The 13,771-nt window shown below is 38.9% G+C and carries 12 protein-coding genes; 3 read left to right on the top strand and 9 right to left on the bottom strand.

Going from position 1 to position 13,771, the window contains the following annotated elements; all coding sequences use genetic code 11:
- Window positions 1-45 precede the first annotated feature (45 nt).
- Genes IGM13_RS01580 through IGM13_RS01570 form a run of 3 tightly spaced genes read right to left on the bottom strand, consistent with a single transcriptional unit; the run spans window position 46 to window position 3,170 of the window.
- On the bottom strand, window positions 46-1,275 hold the full coding sequence (locus IGM13_RS01580) for an ABC transporter permease (RefSeq protein ID WP_002355288.1): 1,230 nt from the start codon (window positions 1,273-1,275) through the stop codon (window positions 46-48).
- The gene (locus IGM13_RS01575; RefSeq protein ID WP_002383683.1) at window positions 1,272-1,982 is read right to left on the bottom strand and encodes an ABC transporter ATP-binding protein; all 711 of its coding nucleotides are present in this window, start codon (window positions 1,980-1,982) and stop codon (window positions 1,272-1,274) included. Before IGM13_RS01575 ends, IGM13_RS01580 begins: the two co-directional genes overlap by 4 nt.
- 9 nt (window positions 1,983-1,991) lie before the next feature.
- Window positions 1,992-3,170, bottom strand: coding sequence for an efflux RND transporter periplasmic adaptor subunit (locus IGM13_RS01570; RefSeq protein ID WP_002419221.1), 1,179 nt, complete (start codon window positions 3,168-3,170; stop codon window positions 1,992-1,994).
- Window positions 3,171-3,490: 320 nt separating this feature from the next.
- On the opposite strand from IGM13_RS01570, the gene IGM13_RS01565 reads away from it, so the two are divergent.
- Entirely contained in the window at window positions 3,491-4,129 is a 639-nt protein-coding gene (locus IGM13_RS01565; protein WP_002373205.1) for an NAD(P)H-binding protein, read from the top strand.
- A 78-nt stretch (window positions 4,130-4,207) separates the two neighbouring features.
- Window positions 4,208-5,323 carry an NAD(P)/FAD-dependent oxidoreductase gene (locus tag IGM13_RS01560; RefSeq protein ID WP_002383680.1) on the top strand — a complete coding sequence of 372 codons (1,116 nt, stop codon included), beginning with the start codon at window positions 4,208-4,210 and terminating at the stop codon, window positions 5,321-5,323.
- A gap of 68 nt (window positions 5,324-5,391) precedes the next feature.
- Here IGM13_RS01560 and IGM13_RS01555 read toward each other — a convergent pair whose 3' ends face one another.
- From IGM13_RS01555 to IGM13_RS01545, 3 genes are read right to left on the bottom strand one after another with little or no spacing between them, the layout of a single operon-like run.
- Window positions 5,392-6,546, bottom strand: coding sequence for a mannitol-1-phosphate 5-dehydrogenase (locus tag IGM13_RS01555; protein ID WP_002355280.1), 1,155 nt, complete (start codon window positions 6,544-6,546; stop codon window positions 5,392-5,394).
- Window positions 6,547-6,560: 14 nt separating this feature from the next.
- Entirely contained in the window at window positions 6,561-6,998 is a 438-nt protein-coding gene (locus tag IGM13_RS01550) for a PTS sugar transporter subunit IIA (protein ID WP_002355279.1), read from the bottom strand.
- A gap of 14 nt (window positions 6,999-7,012) precedes the next feature.
- A complete protein-coding gene (locus IGM13_RS01545; RefSeq protein WP_010816286.1) occupies window positions 7,013-8,785 on the bottom strand; it encodes a PTS mannitol-specific transporter subunit IIBC in 1,773 nt (590 codons plus the stop codon).
- Between the two features lie 245 nt (window positions 8,786-9,030).
- Here IGM13_RS01545 and IGM13_RS01540 point away from each other — a divergent pair, with 245 nt between their 5' ends.
- Window positions 9,031-9,126 carry a type I toxin-antitoxin system Fst family toxin gene (locus IGM13_RS01540; RefSeq protein WP_015543884.1) on the top strand — a complete coding sequence of 32 codons (96 nt, stop codon included), beginning with the start codon at window positions 9,031-9,033 and terminating at the stop codon, window positions 9,124-9,126.
- A gap of 269 nt (window positions 9,127-9,395) precedes the next feature.
- Here IGM13_RS01540 and IGM13_RS01535 read toward each other — a convergent pair whose 3' ends face one another.
- From IGM13_RS01535 to IGM13_RS01525, 3 genes are read right to left on the bottom strand one after another with little or no spacing between them, the layout of a single operon-like run.
- The gene (locus IGM13_RS01535) at window positions 9,396-9,830 is read right to left on the bottom strand and encodes a PTS sugar transporter subunit IIA (RefSeq protein WP_002358391.1); all 435 of its coding nucleotides are present in this window, start codon (window positions 9,828-9,830) and stop codon (window positions 9,396-9,398) included.
- Between the two features lie 10 nt (window positions 9,831-9,840).
- A complete protein-coding gene (locus tag IGM13_RS01530; RefSeq protein ID WP_002383677.1) occupies window positions 9,841-11,874 on the bottom strand; it encodes a BglG family transcription antiterminator in 2,034 nt (677 codons plus the stop codon).
- Window positions 11,865-13,613 carry a PTS transporter subunit EIIC gene (locus IGM13_RS01525; RefSeq protein ID WP_002419225.1) on the bottom strand — a complete coding sequence of 583 codons (1,749 nt, stop codon included), beginning with the start codon at window positions 13,611-13,613 and terminating at the stop codon, window positions 11,865-11,867. Before IGM13_RS01525 ends, IGM13_RS01530 begins: the two co-directional genes overlap by 10 nt.
- Window positions 13,614-13,771: the final 158 nt, after the last annotated feature.

Below are 13,771 nucleotides of genomic sequence, written 5' to 3'. Positions count from 1 at the left end.
CTTGATAGGATCATCAAACAAGATGTGACTACCAAGCTCTTCTTTTTAATTATAAATCGCTTTAATCGGATCCATCCTCGAAGCACCAATTGCTGGAATAATTCCGAAAAAGATACCTGTGAAGACCGAAACCAATGTTGAAATGGCAAAGATGGACGGCGTAATAATTGGCGTAATCGAAATATACCCACCGACCACAGTTGCCAATAAGTAGCCGCAGCCGACACCGATCAAACCACCAATCAATGTTATAAACGCTGCTTCCATTAAAAATTGGAATAAAATGACTCGTGGTTTAGCACCAATAGCCCGACGAATCCCAATTTCTCGTTTCCGTTCCGTGACAGACACATACATGATGTTCATGACGCCAATTCCCCCGACTAATAGGGAGATTGCAGTAATTGCCATCAGAAACATCGTCATACCCGTGACCATTTCTTCCATTTGTTGTTGGAGTTGTTGGTCTTGGTCATTTTCTTTAAACGTTCCTTTCACTTCAGGATGATTTTCACTTAAAATAGTGATTGCCTGTCCTAAAATTGCTTCACGGTCCGCTCCCTCACGAACTTTAATATTGATGCCGCTAATTGCTTTTGTTTTCGCTAATTTATTATATGATTCTCGAGAAACAAAACTACTCATAGCAGTTGCCCAATCATCGTTCATGCCCAAACTATCTAAATCTTTTGGTGCTAAAATACCAATCACCTTGTACATATAACCACCAATTGAAACAGCTTTTCCAATGAGTTGGCTAGGATCATCAAGCCGAATTTGCGCTTCAAAGATATCATGATTTAAGACAATCGCATCTGTATTTGCATCGCTCGGTTGAAAATCACGACCATATAAAATATCATTCTGCCCTTTAGTCGACGTAATGGATAAATTCGCTTGCGCCCCAAAATAATCCATTGGTACAAACAAATTGTCTCCGCCCCCCATCATTGATTCACCATATTGAGGATAAATACTTTCAATTCCTTGAATGTCTTGTAATTTTTTCAAGTCCACTCGGCTAAACGTATAATCTGGCTCTTCATAGGACATAAAATTGTCACTGCTACCATCTGACATTGTATAATGAATCTTCAAAACATCCGCGTTCACTGCACTGGATGCCTTCACAACTTGACGCTTCATCCCTTCACCTAGCGCAGAAATCGTTACGACTGATGTAATCCCAATAATAATCCCGACCATCGTTAAAAATACCCGCAACTTATGTGCCTTTAAGCTTAAAAAAGTACTAACAAATAAATTAGCAATCATCTAATCACCTCTTCTTCCAAAAAGCGACCATCTTTCATATGAATCACTCGTGAGGCATATTTTTTCATATCTTCATCATGTGTCACCATGACAATTGTTTTGCCCTGTTCATTCAATTCTTTCAATAATTCCATAATTTCTGTACCCGTTTCACTATCCAATGCCCCAGTCGGTTCATCAGCCATAATCAATAATGGATCATTCACCAAGGAACGAGCAATGGCTACTCTTTGTTGCTGTCCTCCAGAAAGTTCAGTAACTTTTGATTTGGCTTTTGTTTCCAAACCGACAATTTTTAGGTATTTTTCAGCAATCGCTTTTTTCTCAGCGCGGCTTTTTTTCCCTTCATAAACACAGGGCAATTGAACATTTTGACTAACATTTAAAGAATTAATCAAGAAAAATTGTTGAAAAATAAACCCTAGATATTCATTGCGAAAGGCTGATTTTTTATTTTCAGACAATTTTGAAACATCTGTTCCTGAGAAATGATAGCTTCCGTCTGTTAAGCGATCCAAGAAACCAATAATGTTCATCAGTGTTGTCTTACCGCTGCCGGACTTCCCCATGATTAAAATGAACTCTCCTTGATGGATGGTCAAGTTCAATTCTTTTAAAACATGTAGTTTTTCCTTACCTACTGGATAGAACTTGTTAATGTCCCGCAATTCAATGAGGGGTTGATTTGTATTGTTTGCTTCCACCATCAAGCCCTCCTATTTCGACGCATCTGTCAGTGATTCGTTGGTTGCTGATTCATCAGAAGCAATCGCTGCATCTGATTCAACAATATCACCGACTTTTACTGGTTTTTTTGAAGAAATAACCACTCGGTCGGCTGATTCTAAGCCAGATTCAATCGCCATTTTGTCGCCATTTTCTTGCCCGACTTGGACATCACGACGAATGATGGTTCCAAAATCATTCACTAAAACGTAGGCCTGTTCACCCTCTTTTTGAATCGCTTTTTTCGGTAACTCAATCGCCCCTAAATCGCCTAAATCAATGGTTGCTTGCATATGGTAACCATTTTTGACTTTGTCTAAATTGGCCAACGCAATTTTGACGCTATAACTAGACATCGTCGTGCCGCCCTCTGGATTGCCACTCGCGGCATCGCTGTTGCCTTCAGGAGGATTATCATCGATATAAGAAATTGAGCCATCCACAACCACATTGTTGGAAACAGAAGTTAGTTTAGCTTTTTGCCCAACACTAATTTTAGTCAAGTCCTTTTCATTCACTTTCCCAGCTAAATAAAGATCTTCTGAAGTTAACCGTAAAATCGGTGAATTGGCATCTTTTACTTCTGGAATTGATACGCGACCTTTGAAATTAGCCTTTGTGGAAATATATTGCTTCGCTCCTAAATCCGCTAAGGTTTCATTGGTGAAGGTAATCTCTTCATCTACTGCATCGACTTCTGTTTGATATTGTTCATTTAAATCATCACCAGACATCGTGCGGTCTTCTTCTTTAGTTTTATTAAATTTATCAATGGCCCGATTCCACTTATTATAGATATTCGCCCGCTTCGTTTCTAATTTGGCTAAGCTATTTTGTTGTGCCTCAATTTCTTTTGTGACCGCCTCATCTTCGTAAGTAAATAGTTCTGTGCCTGCATCTACGACATCGCCGTTTTTCACCTTAATCTCTGGATCCTTTGTTATTTTTTGATCACGCGCAAAGGCTTCCATTTGTTCCGGTTGGATGACACCGTTAATATAAATTTGTTGCAAGTCGGGAACGTCAAAATAGTCAATTCCCCAGTCATCTTTAGGCGCTTGCTTGACAGCTATTTGTTGTGCATTTTTATTTAACGCATTCACAGTTACGATGCCCCCAACCGCAATTAGCGCAACTGCCCCCAATATAATTATCGTTTTCTTCTTCATTTTCTTCGTTTCATCTCCTCATTCTGTCTATTTTCCCCAACAAACTAAATTGCTCGGTCGTTCACTTATAACTATTTAACCATGCTTGAATTCAAGAAACAAGGGCCTTTCTCTAGGCCTTTAGTCTGATTTATTTCATTTTTGTTCATTTTTTTATTTATTTCACGACAATAAATAACCATTGTTGGGTCTTTGTGTTTCAACAATCTAAAAAGGTTATTTTTATGTTATTTATAACTAAACTATGCGCAATCGAGATTTTTTGCTTCTTTTTTTATTTAAGGTACACTAGAAGAAACAATTGAAAGTGAGGGCTTGCCATGAAAATTATTATTTTTGGCGGTAGCGGTTTTTTAGGTCAACAAATCGCAAAAATTTTAGTCCAACGCCAACATCAAGTTATCAGTGTTTCACGTCATGGAAAGCCTGCCACGCTCTCCGCATCTTGGAGCCACCAAGTGCAGTGGGTATGCTCCGATGTTACTCGTGACACGAATTGGCAAGAACAAGTCCAGCGTGCTGACTGGGTCATTGATACAGTAGGTATTTTATTTGAAAATCCACGAAAAAAGAAAACCTATCAACGGCTAATTCTGACGCCCGTGAAAAAAATCAGCTCTTTTTTAGCACAACAAAAAAAGCCAGCTAAGTTTTTATTTATTTCAGCCAATACTGTTCCTTTCCCTTTGAGAAAATATATGGATGCCAAATTGGCAGCGGAGGAACTAATCCACCAAGAAGTCGCCGAAGCGGTGATTTTTTATCCTAGTTTACTTGTAGGTCAAGAACGTACCGGCACCATACTTTTTAGTAAATGTATTTATTTTTTTAAGAAAATCCCCTTTTTAAAGAACTTATTTATTGGCTATGATCCCGTGCCTGTGGCAGAAATGGCACAAGAAATTGTTCACGTTTTAGAAGGCGGCAATTCTATTTATACACACAGAAGGACCCGCTAACAATTTATCTCTCAATCGTCTCTGTCTAGAGGCGGTTTTTTTGTGTTACAATACAACTGTTCGAAGGAGAGAAGAAGCATGAAAAAAATTGCCATTATTGGCGGCGGCATTATCGGAATGACGTTAGCTAATTATTTAGATCCACAAAAATTTGACATTACCGTTTATGATGAAGGGCTCGGCCAAGCGACTAAAGCGAGCGCCGGGATTATTTCCCCTTGGCTATCCAAACGTCGGAATAAGAAATGGTACCAATTAGCGCGAGAGGGCGCTGCCCTATTTCCAAAGCTAGTCAAAGATTTTCAGCTGACGGAGGATATTTATCGTCAATCAGGGACTGTCATTTTGCGCCCGGCAGCCGCTTTGGCAGACTTAGCCCATTTGGCAGAAGAGCGTAAGCAAACTGCACCTGAAATTGGAGAAATCACGATGTTGTCAGCAGTTCAAACAGCGAAGTTCTTACCGCTACTTAAGGAAACTCCCTCACTTTTTATTTCTGGCGGCGGTCGCCTAGATGGACCAGCTTATCTAAACCATCTTCAGAAACGCGCCGAAGCCAACGGGGTCACTTTTTGCTCACAACGGGCGCACTTTCGACAACTGAATCAAGGGTGGGAAATTGTCACAAATTCAGAAAAAAAGAGCGTTGATTTTCTTGCTTTAACACCTGGTCCTCATTTAAAGGAATTACTCGCTACTTTAAATTTATCTGTGGACATTCGTCCCCAAAAAGGACAATTATTAGTTTTCGAGACCCCTTTTACAAACAGTCAGCAATGGCCTGTTGCTATGTTAGATGGCGAAGCCGATTTAATTCCTTTTAATCAAGGGAAAATTTTATTAGGTGCCACCCACGAAAATGATCAAGCCTGGGATTTAGAAGAGACTGTTAGCGCTTTTCAACAACTAACTTCTGGGACTGCGCCATTTCTAAAAGAAGCAGAGCAGCTTTTTAAGCAACCCATGCATTACCGCGTCGGTACACGTGCTTATACATCCGATTTCGCTCCGTTTTTTGGCCCTTTGCCAGAAATGCCCCACCTTGTGGTTGCTAGCGGACTTGGTTCATCAGGACTCACTACTGGCCCATTCATTGGTTACCAATTAGCTGAATACTTCAATACAGGTGCCTTCAAAGGAGAGCTTTATCAAAAACCACTTAGTCAATATGTAAAAAACAACCCCTCACTTTAATCAGTGAGCGGTTGTTTTTTTCCCTTTAATTAAGAAATGTGAAGTATCTTGGTAGAAGGATTTTGTTATTATGCTACTTGTGGTCGCGCATAGCGTTCTACGTTTTGTTTAATATTTTTAACCGTTTCTGGATCTTCAATGCCCGTTACTTCAGCAATCACTGTATCAACACTTTCTTGGTCAAGCATTTCCTGTAATTGACGGCTTTGTTCATCTTCTGGATCATGATAATTAAAGACAATACCAATCATTGCTAATAAATGCGGCGACACTAGATTGCGTTCCTGTAATTCACGGATTGGTCGAATAAACCGTTCTTGCGCACCTAATTTTCTGATTGGTGTCCGTGCTACACGTGTAATAGCATCTGAAATATATTTATTTTGGAAACGTTGAATAATTTTTTCAATATAGGCTGCATGTTCTTGTTCATCAAAATTCCATTTGGCCACTAAAAGTTTACCGGTTTCCTGCAAAACTGATTTGAGTTGTGCTACCACTAAGGCGTCCTGCATCGCTTCGTCAATGGTTTGATAGCCTAACAACGCCCCTGTATAGGCAACTGTAGCATGGCCAGTGTTTACACTAAATAATTTTCGTTCAATATACGGCTCTAAATCAGCAACGTAATGAACGCCTTCTAACTGAATCTCTTTGGCTTTTCGGTTGGTATCATCAATGACCCATTCACAAAAAGGCTCAACTTGAACAAAAAGTGGGTCTTCATGTTTTTGTAATGGAACAATCCGATCAACCGCCGCATCAGGAAAACCAATCCATTGTTCAGCATAAGCTGGATTTTTCAAATATTTGGCCACTTCTTCTGCTAAAAAGGTTGAACCACCAATCATATTTTCACAAGCGATAATATCCAGCGGCTTTTGGCAATTTGCTTCGGCACGTGCATCAATTCCTTGGGCAATTAATTCAGCAATTCTTGGTAAAATATTAGGACCAATCGCCGTCGTGACTAAATCGGCTTCCGCAATTGCTTCTACTACTTTTTCTGGTTCTGTCATGTTATTTAACCCAGTCACATTTTCAACGTTAATTTGTTGATGTGAGGCATCAGCCAATTCAATTGTATAACTTTTACGTTCTTTTAACGCTTGAATGATGGTTTCATTAACATCCACAAACGTAATATGAAACCCGTTTTTAGCTAAAATTTCGCCGATAAAGCCGCGTCCAATATTTCCTGCTCCAAAATGTACTGCATTCATTCTTATTCTCTCCTTTAAGCAATGGCTAAATTTTCTGTTATTTCTTCTTTACTTAATGCATCGGCAAGTTGCACCACGTTATCCATATCACTACAATAAAGTGCAATTTGTTGGACTAATTGCAAATGTTCTTCACCGACTCCGGCAATCCCAAATAATACGGTAGCAATTTTTTCATCTTCTTCGGTGCCAAAATTAACGCCCTCTGGGACTTGCACTACACAGATTCCTGATTTTTTCACTAATTTTTTGGCTTCTTCTGTTCCATGAGGAATGGCAATAAAATTCCCCATATAAACAGATAGCAATTGGTCTCTTTCAATCATTGCTTCGATATAAGCGGGCTCAACACAGCCTGCCTCGACTAGTTTTTCGCCGCAAAAGCGAATAGCTTCTTCTTTTGTATTAAACTGTTGATTTAATTCAATTGAAATATTCGTAAGATTTTCCATTGTTTTCTTCCTCTCTAGGCACTTTCTTTTAAGAGCGAAACCACTGTTTCATATTTTTGGGGATTAACCATACTTTTTACTGATAAGTGTGTCGCTTTCGGTGCTTTTTTACGGGCTTGTTCCGTTAGTTCAGCTTTTGTGACAATTAAAGCCTGTGTTTGTTGAGTTAATTCATTAATATTAATTTTTCGAATCGGCATTGAAATTTTCTCTTTATCTAAAATTTCTTCTAAGACTTTCATTCCCATCGTTGCTGACCCGACACGGTCATCGTGAACCAAAAGAATCTCATTGACATTTGCTAAATCTCCCTCAATTTCAGAAGCAGGTGTTGCTTTGAAGGCTGTTGGTTGTGCGTCGTTTTTTTCTTTGGTACCTGATAGTTCAGCCACAATTTCATCATAACGTGGTGAGTTCAAGAAATTTTCAACTGCTACAAAGGTTGCATTAGGTGCTTTCTGTTTAGCCCGTTCTTGCAATTCCGCTTGTGTGACAATCAATGTATTTCCCTCATCGGTCAAATTATTAATAGCCCGATTCGTCACAGTTTGTACTAAACCAGCCTCTTGGACCTTTTTCCGTAAGATAGACGCCCCCATTGCACTAGAGCCCATCCCAGCATCACAAGCAAAAATAATTTGTTGAATTCCTGACAATGAAGCACTACCATTTGCGACAGTTAATCCTTTTGATGCTGCTTTAGCCGCTTGGGTTTCTTTCACTTTTTGGGCAAATTCATCACTTTCTTCTTTCGCATCTGCTTTTAAAATGACTGCGGATACTGCAAAGGAAACAGCAGTTGCTGCCAAAACACCTAAAATAACTGGTAAGTAAGAACCCATTGGTGTCATCGCTAAAATAGCTATAATGGAGCCTGGTGAAGCGGGCGCACGTAAACCAGCATCTAACGTTTGGAAAACCAAACTACCTGTCGCACCACCTGCAATAACCGATAAGAATAATAACGGTTTCATCATTACATATGGGAAGTAAATTTCGTGGATACCACCAAGGAAATGAATAATTATTGCTCCCGGCGCAGAAGATTTTGCCGCACCTTTTCCAAAAAACATAAATGCTAATAAGACACCTAACCCAGGACCAGGGTTTGCTTCTAATAGGAAAAGAATTGATTTACCAGCCGATAAGACTTGTTCTGTCCCTAAGGGTGTTAAAATGCCATGATTAATCGCATTGTTTAAAAAGAGCACTTTTGCCGGTTCAATAAAAATACTCGTTAATGGAATCAAATGAGCATTTAAAATGATTTCCACACCACGTGCCATTGCAGCAGTCAGCGCATCGACAATTGGGCCAATCGCTGAAAAACCAAGTAAAGCTAACGCAAAACCAATTAATCCAGCTGAAAAATTGTTTACTAACATTTCAAAACCAGCTTTAATCCGATGTTGGAAATACTGATCAAATTTCTTAATTGTAAAGCCACCAAGTGGACCCATAATCATGGCACCTAGCATCATCGGAATATCGGTTCCCACAATCACGCCCATTGTCGCAATTGCGCCAACTACGGCACCGCGATCACCTGCAATTACTTTCCCACCAGTGTAGCCAATTAATAATGGAATTAAATAGGTCAACATTGGGCCAACCATCGTGGCAAAGGCTTTATTTGGCAGATATCCATCTGGGATAAATAGCGCTGTCAAAACGCCCCACGCAATCAACGCCCCGATATTGGGCATCACCATGCTAGATAAGGTACTGCCAAGTCTTTGGACTTTTGCTTTAATTGATACTTTATTTTTTTCTGGTACTTGTTCCATTTTTATTCCCCTTCTCTCAAGTAACTTTTCTTGTTGACTAAATTGTATCCGCTTTCCAAATCTGGAAAAAGTCGTACTTTGGCACAAACCATTGTGCCAAAAGTTGAAAGAAAAAAGCACGTGTTCTCTAGTTACGAAAACCAGAAAACACGTGCTTATTCCATTTATAATAATTTCAATAATAAATGGACAACTTTTTATGCTATACTCAAATTGGCGACTTGCCTCGAAAGGAGGTGCATCACATGTACGAGATTGTCACAAAAATTCTTGTGCCGATTTTTGTCGGGATTGTCCTGAAACTTGTAACCATTTGGTTGGAAAAACAGAACGAGGAATAAACAAGTTGCTTCCAACCGCTGCTGTCTAAACAGCAAAAAAAGACACCCTACCACAATAGGGTGTCTTTTTAGTGCATCCATGCACGACTTTGTCACAAGTTACTTTAAATTTATCATAGGGCCTATTTTTTGTCAAGGAATCTTCTTATCTTTTTTGTTTAATCTCTTAAATAAAAATATTTTAATTTTTATTATAAAATTATTTCAATAATTATTGAACATTTCAGAATGAATTGATTTTTTACTACCAATTTTTTTCAGATGTAACTTTAGGCTTGAGCCAGAATTTTTTGCGCTTCATCTATTGTTCGACAATCACTGAGCCGCTGAATGTTTTCGAGATCTGAACAGAAAAAAGCTAATTCTTGAAGCATGCTTAGTTGCCGTTGACTTTTTAGAGCAACGACAAATAACAAAGTAGCTATTTTTCGATCTGCTTCCGTACCAAAGTTGACCCCATCAGGCACTTGAATAAAGCAAATCCCTTCTTTTAAAACTTGTTCATCTTGTCCTTCCGCATGAGGCAATGCCACGAAGTTACCGATATACACACTGACTTTTTGTTGACGTTGATACATTGCTTTGACATAGTCAGGCGTGACCAACTGATTTTTTAGCAGTAATTCACCAGAAGCTGCAAGTGCTTCCTCCCAACTAGCATACGATTGATTCAACATTATTTGCTCCGCTGTAATTTCAAACATCTCTCAACACCTAGCCTTTCATTTCTTCAATTAATAATGACGAAAGCAACTGATAAACAATGGCTTCATTTCCTGAATGAAAAATTTCTGTATTTAAATCATTCATAATAATCGCACCACTGATTTTTCCTAAAATTTTCCCGATTGTTTCATCAATCGGCATCGGCGCTAGCATGAGTAACATACGTTGTAACTGCATCGGCTTTTTATCCATACCTTCAATCATAAGTGGCTGGGCCAAATTAAAAATACAAAAAACAGGCTGTGTCACTGCTGTACTTGAGGTATGGAATAAGGCCATTTCCGTCTGAGGAATCCCAATAGGCGCTTGCTCGTAACGTTTCATCAATTGCTGACAAACGATTGCACTATCGGTGATTAAATCTGCGGAAAGTTGCGCGAGGGCTTGTTGAACGGTTTCTGCCAAATCCGCTTGATTATTTAAATCTGCTATGAAAAATGTTTCTAATAGTTTACTAATTTCTTCCATGAAAGCGACCACTGTTTCGTAGCTTTCTTCGCCACCTGTTTTTTTCACAGGTGCTTTCCTAAGCGAGCGTTTTTCGTGACTAATCCGCTTAAACTCTTCTTTCAATTGGCGGATTTCATCGTCTAAAAGTAACGGTGAGATCAATTTATATTTGCCATTGTATCCTGGTAATAACGAAGTGGAAATCACTAAGTCATAGTTTTCCTCAACATTCACCTTACCTAAATCCGCAATCCGAAAAAAATGAATCTGGTTGATAAAAGGAAAGTAGCGCCGTAATCGCATTTCCAACATACTTGTCGAAGCCAAACCGCTAGGAGAAAAACCAGCAATATCAACTTCCATAATTTTGGGACTCCGTTCTAAAGAATTAGCAAAATGAAGTACCATGTAGGCAATTTCCTCTTCCGATAGATTCTTTTGCGGAAAAATTTGCGGCAACGCTTGGCGTAAAGCCGCAGCTATTTCTTGATATTGATTCATGATCCGTTCTAAAATGGGATTCGTTAAATCTTCTTCTTGTAAAACCGCCCGAGAAAAAACACCTGATAAATGCGTCAACAACATTTTATACAAATTGGTATCTTCGAAAAAATTAACTTCCGTTTCTTGACTTACTGCTTCAATCAGTTGTTTCACTGCATAAGCCAGCTGAGTGTCAAAATGTTCATCAAAAAAATCTTCATCAAAAGAATTAGAAAAATCACTTAATAAGCTAGCAAAAAAAACAATCTCACTGACAGCGTATAGTTGTTTCGTTTCAGCAGCGACTTTTGAAAAAAGTCGTTTAGAACAATTTAGAAAAGCCTTATTCATCTGCCCAGTATAGGTCTCATCAGCTAAATAAAAACCTGCAGTGACTCGATCCATCGCAATTGTTAACATTAAAATCAAATGTTGTAATTTGCGATCACTTAATGCTGGAAATAAAGTTTCTACTTCTGGCTGAACAATTTTTTGTGCAAATGCTAAATGTTCTGCATGAATAAACTGAAAGAAAAAATGGTCGCTTGTTGTTAATTCGGTAAAATGAAAAAATTGGTACTCATTAATTTCCATACTTAGAATATTCGCCATTAGAAGACGGCGATATTTTTCAGAACCAGTCACTTCATAACCTTGATTCCGAGAAATCGTCAACGGAATCCGAGCAATCCGTGTTTCTAATTGTTTAATATCGGCATAAAAAGTCGTATTACTAATACAATACGTTTCCAGAAAATAATGCATAGAGACTGGCTCTTTTGTTTGAAGTAATGTCAATAAAATCGCATGTTGCCGCGCCAAAGTAGAAAGTTCCTGTGTCTCTTCTCCTAAAATAGCAGCCTGAATTTCCGTCATCGCTGCTTCATCTGCTTGAATCGAAAAGCGCCCACGAGCTACTTTTTCCAACGTCGCGCCCATCGATGCTAGCGAGGTTTCTAAATTTTCTAATTCACGATATACCGTCCGGCGGCTAACCTTTAACAAATTCATCATGCGGTTTACTGAAACGGGGGTAGGACTATTCACTAATTCCGTTAATAGAACAGTTTCTCTTGTCGTTAAAAACATCTATCAGCTCCTCCTTCCAGCCATTCTTGATACTCTTTCTTATTCAAAAAACTAGTAACTACGTATAAATTTTGTTGCGTTAAATCTAAATGATAGGCTTGCGCCAGTTCACGAGTCACTACGTAGGTTGTCTCCTTGGTAAAAAAGACTGTTTCCAGTGGCTCTTTAGATACTTCAATCGCGACTCCTTGTTTCGCCGCTTGTTGCCGCAATAATTCCATTCCCATTGTTTGCGATCCTCGAACATTCTCGGCATATAAAAAAACAAGCTTCTGTATTTGTTTTGTCGGGTTCGTTCCAGTAGACTCTGAACCAAGTGAAGATTCCTCTTGAGAAGAAGCAGTCAGTTTGGCTAAAACTTGCGGGTAATAGGATTTAATTTCTAAAAAATTTTGAACACTCACCATATCCTTTTCTGGGACGTACTTTTGTGCTAACTGTTTCAATTCTGCTTGAATGACCACTAATGTCTTAGGCTGCCACTTCATCTGATGAACGGACTGGTAAGTCACAGGCATCTCCAAGTTCACCGCTTTTAATTGTCGGCTTAGCAAACTAGCCCCCATGGCACTTGAGCCCATTCCTGCATCACAAACAAATAAAATTTGCTGATAGTTAGGTGTGACTGTTTCCACTTGGTCTTCCTCCTTCTCCTTCATCTTTATCATTGAAACTGGTTCAGTTCCTCGTTGACGTTTTAATAACAAGCTTGCTATTGCAAAAGAGCACAGAAAGCTAACAAAAATTCCACTAAAAACCGCCAGCCTTGCCTCAGTCGGGGCATTGGCTAAAATCGCAACCAATGAACCTGGCGAAGCAGGAGCGCTTAACCCCACATTAAATATTTGAAAAACAAGCGTACCACTCATTCCTCCAGCAATTACTGCTAAAAATAAGCGCGGATCCATCAAAACAAACGGAAAATAAATTTCATGAATACCCCCAATCAATTGAATCATGGTGGCGCCTCCTGCTGTTTTTCGTTGTCCTACAGGACCAAACAGCAGAAAAGCAACCAAAACGCCCACGCCTGGTCCAGGGTTTGTTTCCAATAAAAATAAAATGGACTGACCTGTTTGACTAGCACCTTCTAAACCTAGAGGCGTTAATAAGCCATGATTAATCGCATTATTAAAAAATAACACTTTTAAGGGTTCTAAGAAAACGTGAACCAATGGTAAAAGATTGGCTTCAATTAACCAAGAAGAAAATTGATACAGCCAAAAACTAGCGCTTTCAACAGTAGGAGCTACAACCAGAATACCAAAACAGCAAAGCAGTCCTCCCACAATTCCTGCTAAAAAGTTTTTAGTCAGCATCTCATAGCCTTCTTTAACTTTCGGTAAGAAAATTTGTTCAATTTTGGCGAAAGTATATCCTGCTAAAGGCCCAATAAACATAGCACCAAACAACTGTGGAACATCTGTGGAAACAATCACGCCCACTGTCGCAATAGCAGCAACAACGCCGCCACGTTGTTCCTCGAACATTTTTCCGCCTGTAAAACCAATTAAAATCGGTAAAACAACTCGAATCATTATCGTTTCGACTTCAGAAAGAGCTAGCCGTAGATTCCCAGTCGTATAGCCAGCCACCAAAGACAATAAGCTCCACGCAATAAAAATACTCAAATTTGGCATAATCATCCCACTCAAACGATGACCAAAACGACGTAAATAGGGAATTACTTTCACAAACTTATGTTTAAAAAAGAGCGAATGCATTTCTTTTTCCTTCATATTCCTTGTCCCTCGCTCTCTATGTAGATAATTAGAATACTTCTATTATATGAAATTTCACAAAAAAATAGTATAGATTTTTGTAAAATAATTCTTTTATACACCTCACAAGAGAATCCGTTTACATTAATAGAAAAAACTTTTATACTAAAAGAAAG

The organism is Enterococcus sp. DIV0561 (assembly GCF_050539875.1).
Taxonomy (GTDB): domain Bacteria; phylum Bacillota; class Bacilli; order Lactobacillales; family Enterococcaceae; genus Enterococcus; species Enterococcus faecalis.
Note: the sequence above shows the minus strand (reverse complement) of the source record. Positions and strands in the feature narration are given on the sequence as shown.